Below are 24,993 nucleotides of genomic sequence, written 5' to 3'. Positions count from 1 at the left end.
AGGATAGTAAAAAAATAATTATGCAAAACTATAACTGGAAAAAACTCCAAAATGGCTCAGATATTCGTGGTATCGCCCTCGAAGGCGTTCCCGGTGAACAAGTCAACCTCACGCCCGAAATTGCCACAATTTTAGGTAAATCCTTTGTCAGTTGGCTGGTGAAAAAAGTCCACAAACCGGCTGCAGCGTTGATAATTGCGATCGGGCGCGACAGCCGCCTATCTGGCCCAACTTTAATGCAAGCAGTCATGGAGGGAATCGCCTCAGTTGGTTCCACAGTCTACGACTTTGAAATGGCCTCAACTCCCGCCATGTTTATGAGTACAATCACCCCCGGTTTTGAGTGCGACGGCGCGATTATGCTCACAGCTAGCCATTTACCATTTAATCGCAATGGCTTAAAGTTTTTTACCGCCAATGGTGGGTTACAAAAAAAAGATATTACCGATATTTTAACACTAGCTCAAGGCAATAATTTTCAGCCAGCCGCAGCGCCCGGTAACATTACCAAGCATGATTTTATCTCTGTTTATGCCAACCAATTTGTCAAAAATATTCGGGAATCAGTCAATCATCCCGATAACTTTGAGCAACCGCTGACAGGGTTAAAAATTGTTGTGGATGCGGGGAATGGTGCGGGCGGATTTTATGTCGATCAAGTCTTAAAACCTTTAGGTGCAGACACTACCGGCAGTCAATTTTTAGAACCAGATGGTACTTTTCCCAATCATGTACCCAATCCCGAAGATAAACAGGCAATGCAGTCAATTTGTCAAGCGGTAATTGAAAATCATGCTGATTTTGGGATTATTTTTGATACTGATGTCGATCGCAGTGCGGCCGTCGATGGAGTTGGCAAGGAACTCAATCGCAATCGCTTAATTGCTTTGATTTCTGCGATAATCTTACAAGAACACCCAGGCTCTACCATTGTCACCGATTCTATCACTTCTGATGGTTTAACGCAATTCATCGAACAGGATTTAAAAGGGATTCACCATCGCTTTAAACGCGGCTACAAAAATGTGATTGACGAGTCGGTTCGCCTGAATCAAGCCGGACAGGAGTCATGGCTGGCGATTGAAACCTCTGGACACGGAGCTTTGAAAGAAAATTATTTTCTGGATGATGGCGCTTACTTGGTGAGCAAATTATTGATTGAATTGGCTAAATCCAAGCTGGCCAATCAATCGTTACCAGATTTAATTGCTAATTTACAAGAACCCGCAGAAAGTGCAGAATTTCGGATTAAAATTAATGTGGATGATTTCAAAGTTCTGGGAGAGGCTGTCATCGACAAACTGCAAGATTTTACTTCAACGCAAGCCGACTGGAAAATTGTTCCCAATAACTACGAAGGCGTGCGAATTTCTTGCACATCAGCTAGCGAATCCGGCTGGTTTTTGTTACGCTTATCGTTGCACGATCCGGTGATGGTTTTGAATGTTGAGTCTAATGTTAATGGTGGTGTCGCTCTCATAGTTGCTCGGCTTTTAGCTTTTTTCCAAATAACAGAATCGCTAGATTTATCTGCTTGGCAAACCCAATTTTAATTGGGATTATTACTAAACCAAACCCTAGGAGGAATTCGATAATGTGGCTTTTAATTATTAATTGTTCTGCAGCAAGCTGGGAAACCCATTCCAAAGCTTTTAAGGCGATCGCAGAAAAATATCCGGCCACGCCTCTTTCTTCCAAAAAGATGAAAGGCGACGGTGAACGCATCATGGAATATAAACTTGAAAATGTCAATGATGTAGAGGATTTCATGGAAGAATGCTTGACTTTGGATGGCTTTACCGCTACTTTTGAATCTCTATAAACCCGGGGTTGGAAGTCGAAAAATTCTCAATCAACTTCTTGCGTAAATCTTCGGTTGTTCGGTCAACTGCGGAGGTAAGGCAGATGATTTAATGAGAGTTTACGAATAAAGCAACTCTGCTTTGAATTTATGGTTTGTAGTGGGTGCGAAAGTCCTCTGTTTAATATAGTCCCCGGTCGATTGACCGATCTCGCGATTGGCTCGCGCGTGCGTCAGTCAGTGTCCGCAACAAATGAGCGGACTCGCATTCCGTACTACGAACCTTTGTTAGATCGGTTAATCGATGGGACAGGGTATGAAACCTTTTGATTTATAGAGCTGCATTGGTTTTTGGGAGTGGGATGAATTGGTAATCGGAAGACTTCAAAGCCCAAGCTAAAAAACGTTCTGTGTAATACAAAGCTAATTGATTGCTAGGCCCATTAAAAACTGCATCAAAGGCGTGTTCTGCCCAAGGAATTTCGAGCAGAATAGCACGATTTCCCGTGGCGCGTAATCGTTCGTAGAGCGATCGCCCAAACTTAGCCTGTACGATATGATCGCGACCTGCATAAACCAGTAGAGAAGGGGGAAGATTCGGTTTAACGTAATTGATGGGAGAAGCCCGACGGTAAAGCTCCTTGAGTTCCTCTGGCGTTCCTCCGAGAAAGGCACGCAAGACGGCTCGAACATCTATCGCATCAGGAAAAGGTGGGTCATTGTATCCCCCAATCAGGTTATTGGGGCCGTAATAATTCACCACTGCTCTGATGGGAAGCGCGCTTGAACCGTAAGCAGTTAGCATTGCTAAATGAGCACCTGCAGACCTTCCCATCAGAGCAATTTTATCGAGATCTATTTCCCAATCATCGGCATGAGTTTTGATGTAGGAAAGAGCGGCTTGCACGTCTTCAAGCTGAGCCGGAAACTGATATTTGGGAGCGTGGCGGTAATCAATTGCTACAACACAATAACCTCGCGCGGCCATGTAGCGGTTGAATTCTTCATTGTAATCGGGATTGCCTCTTTGCCAAGCTCCTCCGTAAAGCGTGATTATCGCCGGATATTTGCCAATTTGCATCGGCCGGTAAAGGTTTAGTTTCAGTGAAACTCCGTCAGGGTTAGCAAATACAATATCCCGATCGCTCCTGACATCTCTCATGGGAATTCCCCGGAACGCATCTGCTAGGATAAACGGTTGAGGGCGTAGCTGCGCGCGCAGGGTTTGAGGAACGGTGGCTAAATAGTTTGTGCCTAAAACTGCTGGCATTTCGGTAGCTATCGCTGCGTTCGTTGCTGTTAATTGCATCAGCGGAAGCAGGCTCAGAATGAGGGCGAACAGGTTACAAATTAGTAAAGTAATGTAGACTTTGCCTCGATGTCGTTTGAGCAGATTCAGCAAAAGGGCGATCGTATTTAGACCCACCAACCAAGGACTAATTTCTGGTGCACCCACCGCCAAAGGATACAAAAACATCGTCGGTGCTGGTACGACGATCCAGAGACTGAGAAATAGCCCGATCGCGCTGGCGAACCAACGAATAAATCGCGAGACTGAGAACCCTGTCAACAATCGTAACTTTTTGCCGTTATTCTTGGGGAGCATCGGATTTTCGCAACCTAATTTTTAATCAGCTTAAATTAATTGGGCGGTTTTGATTGGTGAGTCGATCGCCCCTGCCACCACCAAACCATAGTAATGCGTTCGGGTGCCGCAATTTGTGAGATTGCTGACATATTTCACAGTTTTTGATGCAAACAAGCCAAAATTGTGATAACATCATATATGTACAAAAATCGGTTCCAACCACAAACCAGCGTTGGAAGAAACGGGGAAAATTCGGTGCAAATCCGCTGCTGTCCCGCAACTGTGATGAGATCATAAAATCTCTCAGTCAGAAGACCCGCCGATCGCAAACCTGTTCTTTTTCGTCTGCGAGGCATAGATGATGGTTAATTCAGTATTATTTAGTCGATCGCCCTTTAGAAGATTGGGGCCTTGAAGATTTACTTGCAGCGCAGTGAATCACTAGAGCTTGAATTTTCTGCTAAAATTTAGTGTCCGGTACGACAAAAGTACGCGGCAAAAAACCGATTGTTGGGGTAAAAATCGCTCTATGGAATGAGAAAGATATTGATTTTACCTCTGGCATTCATTCACAAATTATCTGAAAAGCATCTGCGTTGCATCTGTGTCGATCTGCTTGACATCTGCAGTTGATGTATCGATCGAAGACTTATGCAGCGCAAGTCTATGAAATTTCACCGATTGCTGATAGATGTTCAGTCAGATAATAGCTGATTCGTGACAGTAAAGACTAGGCGATCGCCCATAAATCGCTAACTTTTTCGCTGTAGTCTGTCGCGACAAATAGATATCGTGAATCAAAAACGCACCAAGTTGGATTTTGTGCTAGCTCCTGAGATGATAAGAGAAAGGAAAAAATGAATTTATTTGTGGTATTTGGACTTTTGTTTGGACTGCTGGCGATCGCCCTTCTGATCTATTTAATCACGGCTCGTCCTTATCAATCATCCGACTCTGTGGCCAACTCCTACGACGAGTGGACAGAAGACGGAATTTTGGAATTTTACTGGGGCGAACACATCCACTTAGGCCATTACGGTTCGCCGCCACAACGGAAAGATTTCCTCACAGCAAAATCAGATTTTGTGCATGAAATGGTGCGCTGGGGCGGCTTAGATAAATTACCTGCTGGTACTACTGTTCTAGATGTGGGCTGTGGAATTGGCGGTAGCAGCCGCATTCTGGCGCAGGATTATAAGTTTGCTGTGACGGGAATTACTATCAGCCCGCAGCAAGTTAAACGCGCTCAAGAATTAACTCCCCCAGAACTCGATCTGCAGTTTCGGGTGGATGATGCTATGGCGCTTTCGTTTCCCGATGCGAGTTTTGATGTGGTTTGGTCGATCGAAGCAGGGCCCCATATGCCAGATAAAGCTGTTTTTGCCAAAGAGTTGATGAGGGTAATCAAGCCTGGTGGCCTGCTGGTTGTGGCTGACTGGAATCAAAGAGATTCGCGCCAAATCCCTCTCAATTTTTGGGAGAAACCCGTAATGCGACAACTGCTGGATCAGTGGTCGCATCCGGCTTTTTCAAGCATCGAGGGCTTTTCAGAACTGTTAGAAGAAACGGGGTTTGTGGATGGTACTGTAACCACCGCAGATTGGACGCAAGAAACCCTTCCTTCTTGGATAGATTCTATCTGGCAAGGTATAGTTAGACCTGTCGGATTAGTACGTTTTGGTGTATCGGGTTTTATCAAGTCTCTGCGAGAAGTACCGACACTTTTACTAATGCGATTAGCGTTTGGTGTGGGGCTATGTCGCTTTGGGATGTTTCGCGCAGTGCGATCGCATTCCTTGGCAGAATTAACCGAAATAAGTTCTACCAAAGTTATGACTGGCGTTTAGCCACTCCATCATCAATGGTTGGGAGCATCTTATACCAATTTCATAAATTAGCGCTAGATTTTACCCCCCCAACCCCCCCTTATTAAGGGGGGGCTTCGGAATTCATCTATAGCACATCTTTAGAAAAATGGTATTAGTTTTGCATTATAGTGCGAGCTTAAGAGCTCGCGTATTGTACTCGCGAGCTCTTAAGCTCGCACTATCATAAAAAAATGCTTTTTGCAAAACTGAGATGCTCCCCAATGGTTCGCACTACGAACCGTTTTTGCCCTAATTAGCGCCAGCCCAACCACCTCAGAACGGGCACAACTAAATAATGACTTACTCCCAAACAAAGCCCGATCGTACTTCCCAACAAACCAAAAAATGCGATCGCACCCCAAACTTGCAGCCAGAAATTAGTATTAGACGATTGTGACAAAATCGCAAAGAAACTCCCAGGAAAAATATTCCAAGCATTCAAAAACAGAAGAATTCCTGTAGAACAAACAGCCACCACCAAAGCATGAACTAATTGATGGCTACGCAAACCCATTCCTACAGTCATAGAGGCGATCGCAAAAGCCCCTAAAATAATCCCCTGCACGCCGCTAGAAGTTGTTGCTTCCATCCAGCACAAACCAGCCAATAAATAGGCTTGAGCTCCCATCAATCCCGACAGCCAATACTGTTTGTGCTGGCGAAAACTCCCCGCATCCGTCAAACCGATCGCAGTTCCCCAACCGGCAAAGGCAAACAGCAGCAATTCCGGCCCGACAGTAAAAGTCATGTCATGGATTAATTGGTGCAAACCTTCATTTAAAAAACTGGCAATTTCCTGGCCGACAGGCGCAGAACTCAAAACCAAACCGCCGATCGCCCCGGCACATCCACCAACCCCGCCGAGCACCATTTCCCAGCCGGTATCGAGAGAAGCTACCACGATTTGGGCGATCGCCCCGAACAGCAAAACCGTCAAATTTGCGGTTTTTTGCGCCCCCGCCACCACCACTTGCCGGCAGAATTCCACAATAGCTTGACCGGTTGGGGCGATCGCAATTTTGCCCTTACTCCTAGCATAAATCTCCTGCAAGCGCGATCGAACATCCCCAGCCGCAGCCGGACGCTGCTGCACGTTCGATCGCACCATATCATCCAACAAATTCGCCAAAGCCGGACTCACAGACACAATATGTCGCCACCGCAACTCACCCGTCATCGGATCTTCAATTTCAGCGGGATACTTCCCCGTCAGCAAATGAATGCAAGTCCGCCCCAAAGCATAAAAATCCGTCGCCGGTACCACACCACCGCCCACAATTTGTTCCGGCGGGCTGTATCCGGGCGAAATCAAGCGCGTCGAACTCGGAGAATCTTTCCCCACCGGTGCGCCACCGCCCATCTGTTTAACTCCCCCAAAGTCGATTGCCACCAATTGCAGTCCGCCCAAACCCTTGCTCAGCAAAACTTGTGGCGATTCCGGGTCTCGCAGCATCAAATTGCTCGGTTTAATGTCGCGGTGAATAATCTGACACCTGTGCAATTCCTCTAAAATATCCACAGCTTGACTCAGCCAACTAAACACCCATTCCTGCGGACACCCCTGAGAGTGTTCTTCGAGAACTGCTTCTAAAGTTTTGCCGTGAATTTTTTCCATGACCAAACAAGGCAAGTGCCTCGCTGTGACATTTCTATCCACGCCTGAAAAATTTTGGGTTTTGACATGAAAATAACCGTCCGGCTCGACTATCGGGACACCGGGATGCCGCAAAAATGCCAAAACCCAAGCTTCTTGCTCGAACAGTTTCAGCGCTTTCGGGGCAGTTTCGAGCAATACTTTCAGGACGCGCTCGGTTTGAGTTTCTGTGTCCCAAACCGTGTATATGGCTGCAAAACCCCCGGAACCGAGAACTTCTAAAGGAACGTAGCGATTTTTTAGCCGCAGCGGAGTCCCGCAATTCTGACAAAAATTGTTGCCCCAAGTCTGAGGGTAAGGCCTTGGGCAATCTGGATTGATGCAGTGGACGGCTTTTGAAGGGGGGTGAGGCACAACCAGAGTAGAAATGGGGCTAGATATCCATATTAGACTTACGCGCAGCTAAGGCAGAAACCCGGTTTTAAGCGAAGTTTAATTGCTGTAACGACGGATTTTGGTTGGAAAAACCAGGTTGCTGCACCAGTCCTGTCCATATTATGTGCTATGCTGTCGATTTTTGACTTTGCCCTCTGAGAGTCAGTCGATTTTAGATTTTCGATTTTAGATTTTCGATTTTAGATTTTGGGAGAGTTGGCGTAGAGGGCTTGACAACCTCAGAACCCGGTTTCTTGCTATATTTCTCGTTCAGCACCAATTTTTCGTAGAAACCCGGTTTCTCGCCCACCCACGGGATTTTAGATTTTCGATTTTGGATTTTCGATTGAAGATTGTGCCAGAGTTGGCGCGATCGGGCTTTACAACCTCAGAAACCCGGTTTCTTGCTATATTTCTCGTTAATACACCCAAATTTTTCCCATAAACCCGGTTTCTTGGCCCCCCACGGGATTTTCAATTAAATAATTGCATACTCGATTGCAGTTGAGTTCGATCTCCTACCCTAAAATTAAGTATTTATAACTAACTTTTCCTCCCCCCAACCTAAAATTTACAATCTCAAATTTAATCGATCTCCACCATAAAATTAAGTATTTATGACTAATCTTTCCTGTTTCCTCCATCTAAAATCTAAAATCTAAAATCCAAAATCTCCTCGATCCCCAGCCTTTCCCCCTGCATCCTTTGCCGCTTTTGTTTAATAAGATATGTTACAAAAAATATCTAAATATAAAGAAAAATAAACAATACTTATGAGGATTAAAAGAATATTAAAATTAAAGAGCACCCATTTATTGATATATTTTTAACAGCCTGCGATCGGGCAAAAAAATTAAGCGAATACTAGGAAGCGAGATATGGCTTACGCGCAAACCCAAACTCAATCAAAGGCTGGGTATAAAGCCGGAGTTCAAGACTATAAACTAACGTATTACACCCCGGACTACACGCCGAAAGATACAGATATTTTGGCTGCCTTCCGCGTCACACCGCAGCCAGGAGTTCCCCCAGAAGAAGCTGGAGCTGCTGTGGCCGCTGAATCTTCCACCGGTACATGGACAACTGTTTGGACTGACCTCCTGACCGACCTCGACCGCTACAAAGGTCGCTGCTACGACATCGAGCCAGTCCCCGGTGAAGACAACCAATACATCTGCTTCATTGCCTATCCTTTGGATTTGTTTGAAGAAGGTTCCGTCACCAACTTGCTGACCTCTTTGGTCGGTAACGTGTTCGGTTTCAAAGCTCTGCGTGCTCTGCGGTTGGAAGACTTGCGGATTCCCATTGCTTACCTGAAAACCTTCCAAGGCCCTCCTCACGGTATTACCGTTGAGCGGGACAAATTGAACAAGTACGGCCGTCCTTTGCTGGGTTGTACAATTAAGCCCAAATTGGGTCTGTCTGCTAAGAACTACGGTCGTGCCGTTTACGAAGTTCTGCGCGGCGGTTTGGACTTTACCAAAGACGACGAAAACATCAACTCGCAACCGTTCATGCGCTGGCGCGATCGTTTCTTGTTCGTTCAAGAAGCTATTGAAAAAGCTCAAGCAGAAACCGGCGAAGTCAAGGGTCACTACTTAAACGTAACTGCCCCTACCTTTGAAGAAATGATGGAACGGGCTGAGTTCGCCAAAGAAATCAAAACCCCGATCATCATGCACGACTACCTAACCGGTGGTTTCACTGCAAACACCAGCTTGGCCAAATGGTGCCGCAAAAACGGTATTTTGCTGCACATTCACCGCGCCATGCACGCCGTGATCGATCGTCAAAAAAACCACGGTATCCACTTCCGCGTACTTGCCAAGTGCTTGCGGATGTCCGGCGGCGACCACCTGCACTCCGGTACAGTTGTGGGCAAACTCGAAGGCGAAAAAGGCATCACGATGGGCTTCGTAGACTTGATGCGCGAAGACCACATCGAACAAGACCGCAGCCGCGGTATTTACTTCACCCAAGACTGGGCATCCATGCCCGGTGTCATGCCGGTTGCTTCCGGCGGTATCCACATCTGGCATATGCCGGCTTTGGTGGAAATCTTCGGCGACGACTCCTGCTTGCAGTTCGGCGGCGGCACCTTGGGCCACCCTTGGGGCAACGCACCTGGTGCAGCAGCTAACCGCGTTGCATTGGAAGCTTGCGTCCAAGCTCGTAACGAAGGCCGCAACTTGATGCGCGAAGGCGGAGACATCATTCGCGAAGCTTGCAAATGGAGCCCTGAATTGGCTGTTGCTTGCGAACTCTGGAAAGAAATCAAGTTTGAGTTCGAGGCAATGGATACCGTTTGATGATTTTGGGTTGCAGATTTTAGGTTTTAGGTCGCAAACTTGCTCTTAAGTCTTTATCTTTGAAGAAGATTTACAAGTAAGTTTGCATCTAAAATCTAAAATCCAAAATCTCAAATTTGAGGGAGCTGGGGTCAAAAATGGATCTCAAACAAGTTGCGAAAGACACCGCTAAGGTGCTGGCAAGTTACCTAACCTATCAATCCGTGCGGATTGTGGTCGCTCAGTTGAGCGAAACCAATCCTGCCCAAGCCATCTGGTTGAATGACTTTTCCACGAAGAACAAAATCCAAGATGGAGAAGCTTACATTGACGAGCTGCTGAGGGAAAATCAAGATTTAGGATTTCGGATCATGACTGTGCGAGAATATCTGGCTCACGATGTGACGGAATTTTTGCCAGAAATGGTTTGTACTGGCATTCAACAGTCGAATATGGAACACAGACGCCAGCATTTAGAGCGAATTACGCAACTTAATTGGTCTGTTTCTACCAGTCATCCTGAAGCATCAATAGATTCTGAACCGAATCTGGATAATTTGTCGAGTTAATCGATCGAGAAGTGCGATCGAACACACACCTTAGAGATACAAAAAATGAAGACTTTACCTAAAGAGCGTCGTTACGAAACTCTGTCCTATTTGCCCCCGCTGACAGACTCCCAAATTGCCAAGCAACTCCAATACATCCTGGATCAAGGCTACATTCCCGGCGTAGAATTCAACGAAAGTTCTGCTGCTGAAATGCGCTACTGGACTTTGTGGAAGTTGCCTTTGTTTGGTGCTCGCAGCGTCCAAGAAATCATGACTGAAATTCAAGCTTGTCGCCAAGAAAATCCTCAGTGCTACATCCGCGTCATGGGTTTTGACAACGTGAAGCAGTGCCAAGTGCTCAGCTTCATCGTCCACAAGCCTAACAGCAGAGGCTACTAAGCTTTAACAGCCCTATTTTTTTAGGGGAAAAGTTAGCTAAAAATTGAGGTAGGGAATTCTCCCCGCCTCATTTTTTTTTAGGGCGATGATGATTAGACTTATTAGATAAATCTTTTATTGATAGATATACCGCAGATGATAGGCAGATAAACACATATCAACGCAGATGATTTCAAGAGAGTCTCCGAATCAAAGCAAGATGTTTCTTCATCCTTCATCCTTCATCCTTCATCCTTCTTCCCTCTTCCTTCTTCCTTCTTCCTTCATCTACAGCTTACAAATAGCCTTTAAAACTTGCAGCAACAAAATTGAAGGTTCGGGTTCCATCAAGTTTAGCAAAGGCAATAGCTGATAGCTTGGGGTATTGCCCCCCTGAATATTCACGAACTGATAGTGCATTCCGTTGGTTGTCAAACCCCAGATAGTGTCTTGATATTTTAAATTTTGATAAGCATAGGTTAGCAATTGAGATAAACCCATCAATGCGTTGATTCCAGAATTTTTACTTTCAATTACCAAAACCCAAAAATATGTATCGCTTCTGATGGGCTTTATCCTGTTGACAGCCAAGATATCAAACCGTCCTTTAATGATAGTATCTTCATCTTCAATGCTAATTTCAGCGATGTCTTGTTCTAAACTAATTTTAATCGGGCGGCGGTAGAAGCCAGCCAATCGCATTAAGGGAAAGGTAGTCAGAGCTTTTACCAGTCCTTCTGAAACTCGATCCGTGGAAATATAGTCATCAAAATCATCCCTAATTTGTGTAAGTTCCTGCTGTTCGTGTTCTGTGATATCTTCAAGAGATAACAGAGAGGTAAATGAGTTAGTGTACTGCTTTTGAAAGCCGAACAGACGGTGTACTTCTGATAATGTTAGATTTTTTGCATTAATAACTGTCATAACTTTAAAACCAATTAAATCTCTATTCTAATCCTAACATATTAGGAAAAACAGGTTCGTAGTGAGGACTTTAGTTTTTTCTTCCTATGCTTTAATAAGGGACTAAAGTCTTTACTACGAACCTAATCCATCCGCTCCATTACAACTCCGTCAACTATTTCATAACCCCAACTAGAATGTCTAGCTGCAAGCTCTTTCGCCATGCCGTATTCGCCCAAACTGCAAAATTCTCTTAACTGCTGAAAACCTAAACTTTTCTCGTGCTGCAATCTTTCCTGTCGCAGCTTTTCTCTTTCTGCATCCGAAGGATTTACCCGCTCAATTCCCAGCGGATCGATATCGCTAACTCGCTTCACATTCGCCTCCTAAAAAAAAATGGATTCTATAATTTCACCATTAACAATTTCATAGCCCCATTGTGGATTAGCAGCGATTTGTTTTTCAACTATACTGCGACCGAGAGGAGTTTGGTAAGCTTTTTGTAAAGAGGAAATACTGGGGATTTCGTCAGCGGTGATCTGTTCTTGTGGTTCGAGTTTTGGTGGTTCGGCGATAGTTTCAGATGTGGATTGATTCAGGGCAAATTGCGGCCCGATCGCCCCTAATTTTCGCATTACGCTATCCTTGGTGATTTGCGGTTTTTCGTTGAAGGAAGAGGGCAGATATGGTGTGTCAACCCCCTGCAGTTTTGCTTTGAGCGCATCATCCGCAATACGATCGCACTTTCGCAAAAAACCCTCCCACAAATCCTTCCCCAACACCGGATTTCTCAAGTCAGCGCGGGCTTTAGACACTGCTGCTTCCAGCGGTTCGCCCTTGTGGACGTAATACTGAATTCGCTCCTCTTCAAACGCCGGATAAGGCACTTCCGGCTCAATTTCCCAATCCCGCTTAACTTTCTGACTTTCTCCCAAAGAAATTCCCGCGATAAATTCGTCCCAAAAAGTCGAAGTTAACCCTTTTGTCATGCTGTCAATAATTTTAAAAGCCCATCCCGAAGGATTGCCAAATCCTAAGTTGCGAACTCTGGCATATTCTTCTAAAGCCCGCTGAAAGTTGTGCAATTCTTCTTGGGAATTCCAAGGGCCGCTAAATTGGTAATTCGCGTTGACAGCAACCGCTATTTGCTGGCGCGGTTGTCCGAAATATTTGTCGGTTTTAACTGCACGCTGTGGGGGGGAAGTTTCGGATAATATTTCTACAGGGCGATTTGTGCGATCGCGAATTGGTTCTGTTATAGTCTTGGTGTGGTTATTGGCAAAAAAGTTATTAAGTTTTTCCTCAAAAGCGTCAATGTCCGCCCAGAGTTCTAGGGTGTCGGTGTGGGGATTTGTTGATTTTTCTTTCAAGAGCGATCGCACTTTTAGCAAGCGTCTCGCGATTTCTTGTTCTTCGGGACTTAAACCCGTGGCTTTTTCTATTTCGTTGCTGTTAGTTTTCACCCATTCGCTAGAGTTGGAATGTTGCACTTTCCATTGCAATAATTGGCAAAGAAAAATGCTCGCACCAACTCCGCCGGTAATTTGGGCGAGTTTGGGATAGTAGATAGCGGGATTTCCTAAATTTCCTAAAAATATTCCTATTTTCATTTTATAAATTCCTAATTTTCTTGAATCCTAGGGTACCAGTCGGCCTATCTTACCTAATATTAGAGTGTGCCAAATAACACCTTACCTCAACTAAACTAAGATTAAGAAACTTAAGATTTTCTTTAAGCTTCTGTCTATTCCAGACGGAATAAAGATTCTAGAGCAAAGACGGGGATCGCATATTCGATCGCCTGATTGACAGAACAGAATTAAGCGTAATAATAAATTATTTACTGTACCCATCCTCCCAAAATGAATCCAGAACGCCAAGAAGCTTATTTGAACTTGATCGAGCGAGTGCTCACCTGTCCCAACGGCCAAGAACCAGAGGTTTTAAGTTCCTGTTCCGATTTAATAGATGCCGGATTTGTGCAGATGCTAATCCAGATATCAGCTTCAATGGCCGGGGAAGGAGACAGAGATACTGCCAATTTTTTAGTGCAACTGGCTCGTTTGCTGGGGAAATCTTTGGGATTGTCGCCGGATTTAGTGCCGGCTGGGTACAGCAGCGCACAGGGGTAGATAAAAGTCCGCGCGATGTAGCCATCCCTCTTCATAAATCGCCTCGTTTTGTTTCAGAAAATCGGGGCTATTTTAACTGCATCAATGGCTTTACAGTTGATATTCCAGAGGCTCGCAAAAATCATTTACCCCAGTTTTAAATACATAAATAATCACGGAAGTTACCAAAATTTTAGGACAAATTTTGGCAGCGACTAAATCTCTAAATGCTGCATTCAATTGTCCGTTTGTCAAATCTTCTTTAACCTCAGATTTGCAGATAGCAACGCGGCATCTTTTGGCCAATCCGTCCAGCCACTTTTCCGAGATGTTCGGTTCTTGTCCGGCTTGAATTGCCAGAGATATTGCTGCATCTTCGATGTTACCTTCGCAATCTTCGATTTCGTCGAGGGCTTTTAGGGCTTCGGGATATTCGGCTAATTGCGATCGAAATTGGGCAATTTCTTGTGAAGTAATAATCACCATAAAATTTTAGTTTGTGCTTTGTTGACTGGAGAAGTTTAGGAGTTAAATTATATATTATAGCATTTTTTTGATTGATGTTGAGATTGGGCGATCGAACTTAATTATATTGTCACCTGAGATTGGGTACTTCGCAATAGTCCGAATCGGCTTTTAACCCCAGTCGGAAAGCGAAAGTCCTCCCTGGGAGGACTGATTTTAAAATTGATTTGTTTCGTCTGTCATTACGAAGGTCGTGAAGCAATATCACAGAGCAGGCGATAAATTTGTCATTGACAGAAAGCGGCGCTAAAATAGGTTGGCAGAACTCATATTTTTCGGGAGTTAGGAAAAATGACAACCGTTACTTTAAACTTAGATAGTGTCGAACTAACAGATGAACAGTTTTACCGTTTGTGCCAGATGAATCGAGATTGGCAATTTGAACGGACTGCTAAAGGAGAAATCATCATTATGTCACCAGTAGGCGGAGTCAGCGGCAATCGAGAAGCCGATTTAATTACAGATTTGGGCTTGTGGAACCGTCAAACGCAGCTAGGGAGAGTGTTTAGTTCTTCGACAATTTTTAGGCTGCCAAATAACGGAGACCGTTCTCCCGATGCGGCTTGGGTTAGCTTGGAAAGATGGTCGGCTTTGACAGATGAACAAAGGGAGAAGTTTCCGCCGATTTGCCCTGATTTTGTGATAGAATTGCGCTCGCGGACAGATGCGCTGCGGCCGCTTCAGGAGAAAATGCAGGAATATATCAACAGCGGTTTGCGCTTGGGTTGGCTGATTAATCCTCAAGACGAACAAGTGGAAATTTATCGCGCTAATTGCGAGGTGGAGATTGTACAGTTTCCGGTGAGTTTGTCGGGTGAAGATGTGTTGCCGGGATTTGTTTTGAATTTGCCGATGGTTTGAACGGGAATTGGGAACCAGCAATGGGAATCGGATCTTGAAATCGCTTCTACAAAAACAAAGTCCGCGCAACGCGAGACTGAAGATTAGATTAAATTTTTACGGTTTCCAATGGGATTTTTTTCGGACAAATATCATCATCATACCAACCAGTCAAAGCCACCGCCAAAGCATCCGCCGCATCGTCCGGTTTCGGAATATAAGCCAACTCTAACTCCCGCGCTACGGCCTCTTGTACTTCAGATTTATCCGCATTACCGCGCCCAGTTAATGCTTTTTTGATTTGCGCTGGGGTAAACTCGAACAGCGGCACTCCACACTGCGCTAATACCAGTGTCAAAACGCCCCGCGCTTGGGCTACGAGTATGGTATTTCCCATTTTGTAAAAGAACAGTTTTTCAGCAATTGCCAAATCTGGTTTTATTTGTTCAATTACCTCGTGCAAATCATCATAAATTGTTTTCAACCGCTGTCCCATTTCCTGTTTAGGCGTTGTTTTAATCACGCCACAATCAATCATGGAAACAAAGTTTTCATCTTGTTTTCCGGGGATGATTTGACAGCAAATTGCCCCGTAGCCGAGATTTGCTAAGCCCGGATCTAATCCTAAAATTCGTTTTTCCATTGCAGAAATTAGTAATTGGAAATGGGGAATGAGGCATTAAAAATTTGGGAAATGTTTCATCACCACCAATTACCAATTACCAATTATTAATTATCCCTCAGTTGTTTCTAGGCCGAATACCCGATCGAACACTTTAGTCACTTTATAGCCCGAATCGATCGATTCTAACGGGTCTTTCCGCAATCGGTGCCGCAAACATAGGGTCATCACCCGGCGAATATCGTCTACAGTGACCTCTGTGCGACATTCTAGGGCTGTGAAAGCTTTGGCTGCCCGATTTGTGACTAAATCGCCCCGCAGCCCGTCTACGTCCAATTCGGCGCAGACTTGGGAGATTTTTACTCGCAAATCTCGATCGATAGTTACGGATTTTAGCCTTTCCTGGGCTTCCACCAATTTCTCCTGCATATCGTCTTGTTCGTGCTGATATTTCGCGAGAAACTCTGAGGGATTTTGGTCAAAACTCGATCGCTGTTCGACAATTTCTACTCTTAAATTCGGGTCTTTGACAGTCCGAATTTCGGCGTGCATTCCGAATCTGTCGAGCAATTGCGGCCGCAATTCTCCTTCTTCGGGATTCCCGGAACCGATGAGAATAAACTTAGCCGGGTGGCGGATCGAAATGCCCTCGCGTTCGACTGTATTCCAGCCGCTGGCGGCGGAGTCGAGCAAAACATCGACTAAGTGATCGTCGAGCAAATTGACTTCATCGACGTAAAGAATGCCACGGTTAGCTTTGGCTAACAGGCCTGGTTCAAAAGCTTTAACTCCTTCGGCCAAAGCTTTCTCGATGTCGATCGTACCGCAAACTCGGTCTTCGGTAGCGCCGAGCGGCAAGTCTACCATTTGGACTTTTTTGCGGGCGATCGGCATTGTACCGTGATGCAAAGTGCGATCGCGCACCTCATCGCTCATAAAATCCGGATCGGTGGGATGACTGTTAAAAGGATCGTCAGCCACCACCTCAATTTCTGGCAGCAAGTCAGCGAGGGCGCGGATTGTGGTAGATTTGCCCGTACCGCGATCGCCCATAATCATCACTCCGCCAATTTTGGGATCGATGACATTCAACAGCAGCGCCAGTTTCATCTCCTCCTGGCCAACAATTGCAGTGAAGGGAAAAACAGCGCGGCGGGCTGCGGTGACGGTTGGCAGAGCGCCCGCATTTACGGTATTGCTGACTTCGGCAGTAGGACTCACAGGATAACTCAAAATATAATAATTGCCTGTTTATTGTAAGGGATAACCGATTTTAGATTTTAGATTTGCGATTTTAGATTAACGTATTTCTGTCATTTGGAAGGTAGTGAAGCAATCTCAAAGCCTTGCTACACCGTCATAATGCGTCCCTGACTGAGAAACCGAATTTTTGGGCAAAACTGGGCTACAGCTTTTAATCCCGGTAAAAAAACCTGGTTTCTGTGGGAGTGCAGGGGCCTTAGCTGGGGCGGGCGGGGACTGGTGAAACCGGGTTTGATGGATGAAAATCTTCTCTCCTCTGGAAGGAGGCAGCAGTTGAAAGGCAGGAGGCAGGAGGTTGGAAATTGGAAGAGGATTCAGACCCCTCCCAATTTCTGATCCCATTTAAAGGAGAGGCTTGTACCGACTTAGGGGAAAGGGATTAAGCACAAATCCTCCTGCCTCCTGCCTTCAGAGGCAGAAGCGGAGGTCACAGATTAGGTAAAAAACCAGGTTTCTGCGGTACTGATGCGTCCAAGACTGAAACTGCTGGGCGATCGTATTGAAAGATGTAATAATACTTTGCGCCAACGTGTTTCTCGTCTCGCAAGAAAGACTCTTTCATTTTCTAAAAAATTAGACAATCATATTGGTTATATTTGGTATTTTATCGATCATTATAACTATGTTTTGAGCCAATAACCATATCACTCAATATTTATTACTACCAACAACCAATAACCAATAAGCAATAACAACTAATAACCAACAACCAACAACCAATAACCAATAACCAATAACTAATAACCAATAACCAATAACTAATAACCCACAACTACCACTGCGGCTCAGAAGCCATCAAAGCAGTCGCAGCCTCGCTCGGTAAAGGCTTAGCAAAAAAATAACCTTGACCGTATTCGCAGCCGATCGCCCTTAACCGAGCTAATTGTGCCGCCGTCTCCACACCCTCAGCAATCACATCCATCCCCAAAGCGTGCGCCAGCGCCACAATCGTCCGCACGATCGCCACATTTTCCCCCTCGCTTTCGAGCTCCATCAGCCCCACAAACGACTTATCAACCTTCAAAGTATCCGTAGGAAACCGACTCAAATAACTCAACGACGAATAACCAGTACCAAAATCATCAATTCCCAACTTGACATTAAGCGCTTTCATCTCCTTTAAAACCGCGATCGCCGACTCCACATCATCCATCACCACACTCTCAGTAATCTCCAACTTCAAACTCTGAGCACTCAAACCCGTTGTTCCCAAAATAGCCCGAATGCGATCGATCAAATCCGGCTGAGCAAACTGCTTCCCAGATAAATTTACACTCATAATCAAAGGTCGATCGAAATCAAACATTCCCTCCCACAGCCGCAACTGCCGACAAGCCTCCTCCAAAACCCACTCGCCCAGCGGCACAATCGCCCCCGTTTCCTCAGCCACCGGAATAAACTTAACCGGCGAAATCAAGCCCCGCTGCGGGTGCTGCCAGCGCACCAAAGCCTCAAACCCAATAATCCTGCCGCTGGCTAAAGACACAAACGGCTGGTAGTAAAGCAAAAACTCCCGACGTTTTACAGCCATCCGCAAATCCGTCTCCAACTGCAACCTCTCCAACGCCAAATCGTGCATCGCAGCATTAAACACCTGATACCTTCCCGTTCCCAAAGCCTTAGCCCGGTACATCGCCGTGTGAGCGTCCCGCAGCAAGTGTTCCGGCTGTTCCCGGGCGGCGAGTGCGGGTTGGCCACCCACCGCAATCCCGATGCTAGCAGTGACAAACACTTCCTGGCCTCCGAGTTCAAAAGGCACAATTAAAGCTTGATGAATGCGATCGGCCAAATCCACCGCACTCTGGGCATCAACATTCCTCACCAAAATTGCAAAATCGTCGCCCCCCACCCGCGCCACAGTATCCGCCATGCTGACACTCGCCTGCAACCGCACCACCACCGCCATCAGCAACTCATCCCCCACCAAATTACCCAAAGAATCATTAATCACCTTAAATCGGTCTAAATCCAAAAAAAGCACCGCAAACAGATAGCTGCGGTGGTGCCTAGTATTGACGATCGCCCGCCCCAAACACTCTACAAACAAATCCCGATTCGGCAAACCAGTCAGAGAGTCGTGAAAAGCATCGTAAAGCTTCCTGTAAGCGCTCAACCCCGCACCAGTCACCACCAAACCCACAGCCGGCGACACCAGCGGCACCCACCCACCCTCAGTAAAAATCAAAAAACTAATCCCCAACAGCCCCACCAAAGCCGCACCCACAACCAATCCCGCCCGCAATGGGTGGTGAATCCGCCAAGCCACAAGCCCGCCCAGCACCGCCCAAGCAGCATTCCACAGAATTTCTGCCCATTCTGGCCACACCCAAAACACCGATCGCCCCTGCAAAACAGCAGTCAATATTTGGCTGAGCATTTGAGCGTGCAGCAACACCCCCGGCATTTTCGGATTTTGCTTTTTAACCGGGCTGTAGGGCGTGAGAAACACATCTCTGGTACTCGGTGCAGTCGTCCCGATCAGCACAATCTTGTCCTTTACCCAACTCGGATCAATTTCGCCCTTCAATACTTGCAGGATACTGACTTGTCGCGCCACCCCAACAGCAGAACGGTATTTGAGCAGAATTTGGTAGCCTCTAGCATCAAGATTTGCATAGCCACCGCTGTCAGATGCTAAAGGCACAAATTTTGCTTTCCCCCAGTTGATTTGATGGGGATTGACACGGCTATCTGTCGGCTGCAGCTTGTCCTTGAGATACAGCGAAGCCACTTGCAAAGAAAACGAGGAAGCAGCAGCAGTATTGTCGGGTTTCGCGACTGAGAGCAAATTGCGGCGCACCACCCCGTCAGCGTCGAGTAAAAAGTCATTAAAACCCACCCGATCCGGCGGCATCCCCGGAGGGGCGGGCACTCCCCCACTGTCTGAATCGTTCAATTTAGTAATCGCCACCAGATTCGGCGCCTTGAGCTCCGCCAGCAATTCTTGGTGTCCGGGGGCTTGAGGCAAATCGCGGTACAAGTCCAAACCGATGACTTTTGGCTGGTACTTTTGGAGTTTTGTCAAGGTTTTGGCGATCGCCCCGTCGGAAATCGGAAACCTCCCCAGAGTTTGAATATCCGCCTCAGAAATTCCCACTATCAGCATCCGCGGATCTGGGCCCGCATCCGGCTCCAAGCGCACCAACGAGTCAAAAGTTCCCAATTCCAAGCTTTGATACCATCCCAACCGCTGAGCTCCCGTATTCAGCAGCGTTACAGTTGCGCCTGCCAACAAAGCAGGCAAAATCCTGACCCGCCGGCCTTGAGAACTCCGGTTCAGGCCAGTTGCGAGAGACAGTACAGAACAAAGATTTCGAGAAAATTTGGCAGTCACAGCAAAGATATACGGGTGCAAATAAAGCTAACCACAAGTTTGTTCTTACAGAATTGAGCTTATTATGAGATTGAGTATAATTTTTTCAGAACTTGTGCCGAAACCGAGTTTATTTAAGCTAATTAATCGATTTGGCAAAGTATTTCTCGGATGGGAAACTGGGTTTGAATCGTATCTGCCGAAAAGTGCTGTCTGGGATTCCTCCGTTTCCCCAAGTTTCCACAAGTTTCCACAAGCGTTAAAATTTAGTCGATCGAACTTTCTGGATATTTTTGAGATTATGGCCAATCAACTTCCGATTCCGGTGATTGTTAACGGTGCTGGCGGCAAGATGGGCCGCGAAGTAATTAAGGCGATCGCCAGTGCTAGCGACATGACCTTATTTGGCGCTGTAGACCGCTCTCCTGAGTCCCTCAACGCCGATGCGGGAGAATTAGCCGGGTGCGGCCCGTTAGAAGTTCCCATCACCGACGACTTGCAAGGAATGCTGGCCTTAGCCGCTCAGGAAAAGCAGTTAGGCGTGATGGTGGACTTTACGCACCCAAAGTCAGTTTACGAAAACGTGCGATCGGCTATTGCTTACGGTATACGGCCCGTAGTAGGCACTACCGGATTGAGTACCGCCCAAATTCAAAACCTCGCGGAATTTGCCGACAAAGCCAGCATAGGTTGTTTGATTGTACCCAATTTCTCGATCGGCATGGTGCTGCTGCAACAAGCCGCCGTCACCGCATCTCAATATTTTGAACACGTAGAAATTATCGAACTCCACCACAATCAAAAAGCCGACGCACCCAGCGGCACAGCCATCCAAACCGCCCAAATGCTAGCAGAAATGGGGAAAACGTTCAATCCCGCCCAAGTAGAAGAAACCGAAAAATTGCCCGGTGCCAGAGGCTCTTTAGCCGACGAAGGAATTCGGATTCACAGCATCCGTTTACCCGGTTTAATTGCCCACCAAGAAGTAATTTTTGGCGGCCCTGGTCAAGTTTATACATTACGACACGATACGAGCGATCGCGCTTGTTATATGCCCGGAGTTTTGTTATCAGTGCGAAAAATCATAGAATTGCGATCGCTCGTTTACGGATTAGAAAAAATCCTGTAATTAGTTGACAGTTGTCAGTTGTTAGTTGTTAGTTGTCAGTTGTTAGTTGTCAGTTGTCAGTTGTCAGTTGTCAGTTGATAGTTATTATTAGTTTTGATAATCGCCTTAAACCTTTGATGAATCTCCCTTGTGGCCAAGTCTAGAACCCCCTAAATCTCCCTTAAAAAGAGGAACTTCGATCGGAATCTTGTCCCCCCCTTAAGAAGGGGGGCTAGGGGGGATCGAGTTATTGTAGGGTAATTAACTTATTCCCTCTTCCCTCTTCCTTATGACATTGGACGGAAAGCTCAGCCGGGACAGCACTAATAACCAATAACCCATAACCCATAACCAATAACCAATAACTTCTTCCTTCTTCCTTCTTCCCTCTTCCTTCTTCCTTCTTCCCTCTTCCTTCTTCCTTCTTCCTTCTTCCTTCTTCCTATGCTAATTCCCTTAACCCGCGAAACATTTCAAGAACTAATTCCCGCCGTCGCCACCGGAGTGCAATACAAATATATGTGGGGAAAACCCCCCGACTTTCTCAGGCGAATGTTAATCTCAGCAGTCAGCGTAATTTTGGTGCTAGTCATCTATAGCTTCGTCGGTTCCGATGTCGGGCCCCTAGTTTTAATTACCGGATTGATCGCAGGTTTGTACTGGCTGTGGGGCCCGATTTTGTGGGCAAGTTTGCGGAATGCACAATGCCGCAAACATAAATATTGTGGTTTTTGGCAAGGACGAATTTTGGATATTTATATCACAGATGAAATCACAAGTCAAGAAGAAACAGTCAATCAAAAAGGACAACTCGTAATAATCGACAACCTAGAACCCCGAATCAACTTAGAAATTGGCGACAAAACCGGATTTACTACCACACTGCGAGCTCCCTTACGCAAGGAACATCAGGGAATTGTTCCCGGCCAAGCAGCATTAATGTTAATCATGTCAGATATAGAAGACTTGGGTACAATTGCCAAAGTTTCCGACATTTACATACCCAGCCGCGACGTGTGGGTAAGCGACTATCCTTATTTACGCAGAGATTTGTTTGTAGAAATGAGCCAGCAAATTAAAAAAGGTAGAAAAAAAGGGCGGGATACCAACAATCAAAACAGAGAAGTCAAAAGACGAACCGCCGATTATTAAACAACAAATTCCCCAACCCCAGCCACCCAGAAACCGGGTTTTTCTCCCAAACATTCACCACCAACCCTAAACATCCATAAAAACGCGGTTTCTTCAACCCCAGCCACTCACCCAGAAACCGGGTTTTTACTCCGAAAACCTGTAGTCTCTCTCGCTGATAGCTGATGCTAGATTGCGGGTTTAAAGCCCAAGGAATTAGAGTATCTGGAAAGTCAGACAATTGAGATGCCACCGCGCGCTGTAGAGTATACTCGATTGCCGATCGATCTGGAAAATCGGCAAAATACGATCGCCATTAACGCCCAAAATTACCAAAAAAAATTAGATCGAATAAGTCTTGACATCAAGGCTCAAAAAAATTATAATAATAGTGATGCCGATTTGAGCTTGCTCGAATTATTCAGCAAAGAAACTTGCCCGCAGTTCAGCGAACAAATCAAATTTGACTTAGGCTATTTCAAACACGGCACCGGCTTGCTAGACAAGACGATGGAAGCAATTAGAGGCGTAGTGGCTATAGAAGAAGCCTATCGCGACGCAAAATTAGAAGCAACAATTCAAATAGTAGGTTTTGGTTTAGGAGTTGTGGGCGTAGTGGCTAGCGGCGCGCCTTATTTGATAAAACAAGACCCGCCCGATCGCAAATTTTACATACCATTAAGCAATACAGAAATTCCGCCTTTTGTGATGGTATTGTTAATCAGTTTCGGTGCGGGAATTGGTGTAGGGTTGGTGATTTTGTTGGGCGCAAAATTGAAGAATCTACCAGGAAAAATCTAGCTGCGACTGCCTTGGAGGTAATAAATCTAATAGCAATTAGGCATCAATATCGAAGAAACCAGTCAGGGGTTGAAAACCCCTGTCTCATGGCGCAAGTCCTGTGAAAAAAAACTGAATATCGATCAATTTCTAGGCAGATTTTGGGATAATGACAAGGGCTTGACACTGAGAATTAGTTAATTGTCAACTCTCAACTGTTCCCCTCTTGACCGTAGGCTTGCCAAGCCAAATCCACCAACCCGTTCATAATCGCCACAGCCACCACCGCCGAACCCTTGCGCCCCTCAATCCGAATGTGAGGAACCATCGAATCGTGCAGCCGCGACTTAGCCACATCAACCCCCACAAACCCTGAAGGAGTCCCAATCACCAAAGCCGGTCGAATTTCCTCAGCCTCAATCAAATCGACGAGGGCCGACAAAGCAGTTTGAGCCTGGCCGACGACAAAAATCCCTTCAGGATAGCGTTTAGCCAAAGTTTCAATCCCCCAAGCCGCCCGCGTCTTTTCCTTTTGAGGGCGCGTCAAAGCCTCCATCGAACAATAAACCGGATTAGCAAAGGTACTTTGAATTTGTGGCGTAATGCCCACCTGAACCATCGGCACATCTACTACGATCGTAGTTCGAGCAGCCAAAGCAGCCGCCCCGGCTTGCAAAGCCTGATCGGAAAAACTAATTAAAGACTTGTACTCAAAATCAGCAGTCGCATAGATCACGCGCCGGACTATTTCGTACTCCGCCGCTGAAAAACCGTGGTCGCCAATTTCGCTATCGATTAATCCCAGACTCTGGGCATCGCTTACGTGCCATTCCATTTGTTGGATAGCTGTCGCCTGTGAATTATCAAGTATCAGCTTACCAGCTTTTTGTCAGTTGATAGTTGACTGTTGTCAGTTGACTGTTGACTAAGAGGGCGGGCACGCACCATCCACCGCCCCTACCGACTGCCGACTGCCAACTGCCAACTGCCAACTGCCAACTGCCGACTGCCGACTGCCAACTGCCAACTGCCAAACTAATTTTCCTCAGAAGGAGACTTGCCCAAAACCGGAGTTAAGAATGCTACCAAAGCCCCGATCGCAAAACCGGCCACATTTCGAGTCAAAGGCAACCAGTCAGAAGTCCGAGTCACCACAGGCCCAATTCCGAAAGCCAAAAACAGAATCCCCCACAGCGGCGAAAAAATCAGCGCCCACTGCCAAGCCACAAGCTGTCCGGGTTTCCGGGGCTGAGCGGCAAACCCGCAGATCACCCCGCCGAGCACCGATGAAATTAATGTCAGAACCCACTGTTCCCTCGGCAAACCGGGAACCACACGACACCCGCCCTGACGCAAACAGCCTTGTATCGACTCTAAAGATTCAATGATCGATCGATCTTCGCCATTCTCCCGGACAAAAAACTGATTGCCGTAGCGAGTTTGCAGTTCTACCCAAAAACTGCGCGGCAGCAGCGGATACAGTGAGTCGCCCACATTAAAATTGAGCAAATTGCCACCTCGGGGGTCAGCAACTAGCAGCACGCTTTTGCTATCCAAGCCCCAATAACTTTTGACGGCTAAACCGGGCGTGCGATCGTACTGAGTCAGCACTCGCAGCTTCCAGCCGGTTTCCGTCTCAAATTCATTTAAATTTTTTGCCAAATCCTCTTCTTCAATATCCGTAAGGGCTTTAGCTAGGTCAATGATTGGTGTCTGAATTTCTGGCAACAAATCGGGATTGTTGAAAGCGTGGGCCACAGGTGCGATCGTCCACAGGGACAAAGCCAGGAAAAAGGCAGCAGCAGAGGCTAGAAATTTGCGGGGGAAAAGCTGTGACATAGGAATTTCTAATTCAGGTATCAATGGTAGCTGGCGGTCTTAACCAAGGGATAAG

23 protein-coding genes, 1 pseudogene and 1 riboswitch are annotated in these 24,993 nt (G+C 46.3%); of the genes and pseudogenes, 12 read left to right on the top strand and 12 right to left on the bottom strand.

Features of this window, described 5'->3' with window-relative positions:
• Window positions 1-20: 20 nt before the first annotated feature.
• Entirely contained in the window at window positions 21-1,553 is a 1,533-nt protein-coding gene (locus tag QT998_RS05270) for a phosphomannomutase/phosphoglucomutase (protein WP_333091081.1), read from the top strand.
• A gap of 41 nt (window positions 1,554-1,594) precedes the next feature.
• A complete protein-coding gene (locus QT998_RS05265; protein ID WP_194011858.1) occupies window positions 1,595-1,822 on the top strand; it encodes a hypothetical protein in 228 nt (75 codons plus the stop codon).
• Between the two features lie 310 nt (window positions 1,823-2,132).
• Here the strand turns inward: QT998_RS05265 and QT998_RS05260 are convergent, their stop codons facing one another.
• Entirely contained in the window at window positions 2,133-3,407 is a 1,275-nt protein-coding gene (locus QT998_RS05260) for an alpha/beta hydrolase (RefSeq protein WP_333115672.1), read from the bottom strand.
• 175 nt (window positions 3,408-3,582) lie between these two features.
• Window positions 3,583-3,727: riboswitch (cobalamin riboswitch) on the top strand.
• A 519-nt stretch (window positions 3,728-4,246) separates the two neighbouring features.
• Here QT998_RS05260 and QT998_RS05255 point away from each other — a divergent pair.
• Entirely contained in the window at window positions 4,247-5,236 is a 990-nt protein-coding gene (locus tag QT998_RS05255; RefSeq protein WP_333091078.1) for a methyltransferase domain-containing protein, read from the top strand.
• A gap of 274 nt (window positions 5,237-5,510) precedes the next feature.
• On the opposite strand, the gene QT998_RS05250 is transcribed toward QT998_RS05255, so the two are convergent.
• Window positions 5,511-7,265: a serine/threonine protein kinase gene (locus tag QT998_RS05250; RefSeq protein ID WP_333115670.1), complete on the bottom strand. Its 1,755-nt coding sequence runs from the start codon at window positions 7,263-7,265 to the stop codon at window positions 5,511-5,513.
• An 899-nt stretch (window positions 7,266-8,164) separates the two neighbouring features.
• Between QT998_RS05250 and QT998_RS05245 the strand changes: the two genes are divergently transcribed.
• The 3 genes from QT998_RS05245 to QT998_RS05235 all read left to right on the top strand — a co-directional run bounded on the left by QT998_RS05245 (window position 8,165) and on the right by QT998_RS05235 (window position 10,524).
• On the top strand, window positions 8,165-9,595 hold the full coding sequence (locus QT998_RS05245; RefSeq protein WP_194012734.1) for a form I ribulose bisphosphate carboxylase large subunit: 1,431 nt from the start codon (window positions 8,165-8,167) through the stop codon (window positions 9,593-9,595).
• Between the two features lie 137 nt (window positions 9,596-9,732).
• Window positions 9,733-10,143 (top strand): RuBisCO chaperone RbcX, encoded by a 411-nt coding sequence (gene rcbX / locus QT998_RS05240; RefSeq protein ID WP_194012735.1) that lies wholly within the window; start codon window positions 9,733-9,735, stop codon window positions 10,141-10,143.
• A gap of 45 nt (window positions 10,144-10,188) precedes the next feature.
• The gene (locus QT998_RS05235; RefSeq protein WP_333091076.1) at window positions 10,189-10,524 is read left to right on the top strand and encodes a ribulose bisphosphate carboxylase small subunit; all 336 of its coding nucleotides are present in this window, start codon (window positions 10,189-10,191) and stop codon (window positions 10,522-10,524) included.
• Between the two features lie 267 nt (window positions 10,525-10,791).
• Here QT998_RS05235 and QT998_RS05230 read toward each other — a convergent pair whose 3' ends face one another.
• The 3 genes from QT998_RS05230 to QT998_RS05220 form a co-directional block, all read right to left on the bottom strand.
• The gene (locus QT998_RS05230) at window positions 10,792-11,427 is read right to left on the bottom strand and encodes a restriction endonuclease subunit R (RefSeq protein WP_333091075.1); all 636 of its coding nucleotides are present in this window, start codon (window positions 11,425-11,427) and stop codon (window positions 10,792-10,794) included.
• Between the two features lie 122 nt (window positions 11,428-11,549).
• The gene (locus QT998_RS05225) at window positions 11,550-11,783 is read right to left on the bottom strand and encodes a hypothetical protein (protein ID WP_333115666.1); all 234 of its coding nucleotides are present in this window, start codon (window positions 11,781-11,783) and stop codon (window positions 11,550-11,552) included.
• 9 nt (window positions 11,784-11,792) lie between these two features.
• Window positions 11,793-13,016, bottom strand: coding sequence for a hypothetical protein (locus QT998_RS05220; RefSeq protein ID WP_333091072.1), 1,224 nt, complete (start codon window positions 13,014-13,016; stop codon window positions 11,793-11,795).
• 252 nt (window positions 13,017-13,268) lie between these two features.
• Between QT998_RS05220 and QT998_RS05215 the strand changes: the two genes are divergently transcribed.
• Window positions 13,269-13,538, top strand: coding sequence for a hypothetical protein (locus QT998_RS05215; RefSeq protein WP_333091071.1), 270 nt, complete (start codon window positions 13,269-13,271; stop codon window positions 13,536-13,538).
• 90 nt (window positions 13,539-13,628) lie between these two features.
• Here QT998_RS05215 and QT998_RS05210 read toward each other — a convergent pair whose 3' ends face one another.
• Complete coding sequence (locus QT998_RS05210) at window positions 13,629-14,003, bottom strand: hypothetical protein (RefSeq protein WP_333091070.1); 375 nt, start codon at window positions 14,001-14,003, stop codon at window positions 13,629-13,631.
• Between the two features lie 330 nt (window positions 14,004-14,333).
• On the opposite strand from QT998_RS05210, the gene QT998_RS05205 reads away from it, so the two are divergent.
• On the top strand, window positions 14,334-14,903 hold the full coding sequence (locus QT998_RS05205) for a Uma2 family endonuclease (RefSeq protein WP_333091069.1): 570 nt from the start codon (window positions 14,334-14,336) through the stop codon (window positions 14,901-14,903).
• Window positions 14,904-14,991: 88 nt separating this feature from the next.
• Here the strand turns inward: QT998_RS05205 and ruvC are convergent, their stop codons facing one another.
• Both ruvC and bchI read right to left on the bottom strand, forming a co-directional pair.
• On the bottom strand, window positions 14,992-15,525 hold the full coding sequence (ruvC, locus tag QT998_RS05200) for a crossover junction endodeoxyribonuclease RuvC (RefSeq protein WP_333091068.1): 534 nt from the start codon (window positions 15,523-15,525) through the stop codon (window positions 14,992-14,994).
• Between the two features lie 90 nt (window positions 15,526-15,615).
• Complete coding sequence (gene bchI, locus QT998_RS05195) at window positions 15,616-16,725, bottom strand: magnesium chelatase ATPase subunit I (protein WP_442921558.1); 1,110 nt, start codon at window positions 16,723-16,725, stop codon at window positions 15,616-15,618.
• 534 nt (window positions 16,726-17,259) lie between these two features.
• Between bchI and QT998_RS05190 the strand changes: the two are divergent.
• Window positions 17,260-17,406: pseudogene (locus QT998_RS05190) on the top strand (IS1 family transposase); the annotation flags it as partial.
• A gap of 133 nt (window positions 17,407-17,539) precedes the next feature.
• Here QT998_RS05190 and QT998_RS05185 read toward each other — a convergent pair.
• Window positions 17,540-20,011 carry an EAL domain-containing protein gene (locus QT998_RS05185; protein ID WP_228050395.1) on the bottom strand — a complete coding sequence of 824 codons (2,472 nt, stop codon included), beginning with the start codon at window positions 20,009-20,011 and terminating at the stop codon, window positions 17,540-17,542.
• Window positions 20,012-20,381: 370 nt separating this feature from the next.
• Here QT998_RS05185 and dapB point away from each other — a divergent pair, with 370 nt between their 5' ends.
• The 3 genes from dapB to QT998_RS05170 all read left to right on the top strand — a co-directional run bounded on the left by dapB (window position 20,382) and on the right by QT998_RS05170 (window position 23,120).
• Window positions 20,382-21,209, top strand: a complete 828-nt coding sequence (gene dapB, locus QT998_RS05180; RefSeq protein WP_194071140.1) for a 4-hydroxy-tetrahydrodipicolinate reductase — start codon at window positions 20,382-20,384, stop codon at window positions 21,207-21,209.
• 423 nt (window positions 21,210-21,632) lie between these two features.
• Complete coding sequence (locus QT998_RS05175; RefSeq protein WP_194071134.1) at window positions 21,633-22,340, top strand: phosphate ABC transporter permease; 708 nt, start codon at window positions 21,633-21,635, stop codon at window positions 22,338-22,340.
• A 225-nt stretch (window positions 22,341-22,565) separates the two neighbouring features.
• Window positions 22,566-23,120 (top strand): hypothetical protein, encoded by a 555-nt coding sequence (locus QT998_RS05170; RefSeq protein WP_194071136.1) that lies wholly within the window; start codon window positions 22,566-22,568, stop codon window positions 23,118-23,120.
• Window positions 23,121-23,310: 190 nt separating this feature from the next.
• Here QT998_RS05170 and QT998_RS05165 read toward each other — a convergent pair whose 3' ends face one another.
• Genes QT998_RS05165 through QT998_RS05155 form a run of 3 tightly spaced genes read right to left on the bottom strand, consistent with a single transcriptional unit; the run spans window position 23,311 to window position 24,938 of the window.
• Complete coding sequence (locus QT998_RS05165; protein ID WP_194071137.1) at window positions 23,311-23,934, bottom strand: precorrin-8X methylmutase; 624 nt, start codon at window positions 23,932-23,934, stop codon at window positions 23,311-23,313.
• A gap of 40 nt (window positions 23,935-23,974) precedes the next feature.
• Complete coding sequence (locus tag QT998_RS05160; protein WP_333091063.1) at window positions 23,975-24,133, bottom strand: hypothetical protein; 159 nt, start codon at window positions 24,131-24,133, stop codon at window positions 23,975-23,977.
• Window position 24,134: 1 nt separating this feature from the next.
• A complete protein-coding gene (locus QT998_RS05155; protein WP_333091061.1) occupies window positions 24,135-24,938 on the bottom strand; it encodes a TPM domain-containing protein in 804 nt (267 codons plus the stop codon).
• Window positions 24,939-24,993 lie beyond the last annotated feature (55 nt).

Source organism: Microcoleus sp. S1D4, from assembly GCF_036700765.1.
In the GTDB taxonomy this organism is placed as follows: domain Bacteria; phylum Cyanobacteriota; class Cyanobacteriia; order Cyanobacteriales; family Microcoleaceae; genus Microcoleus.
Note: the sequence above shows the minus strand (reverse complement) of the source record. Positions and strands in the feature narration are given on the sequence as shown.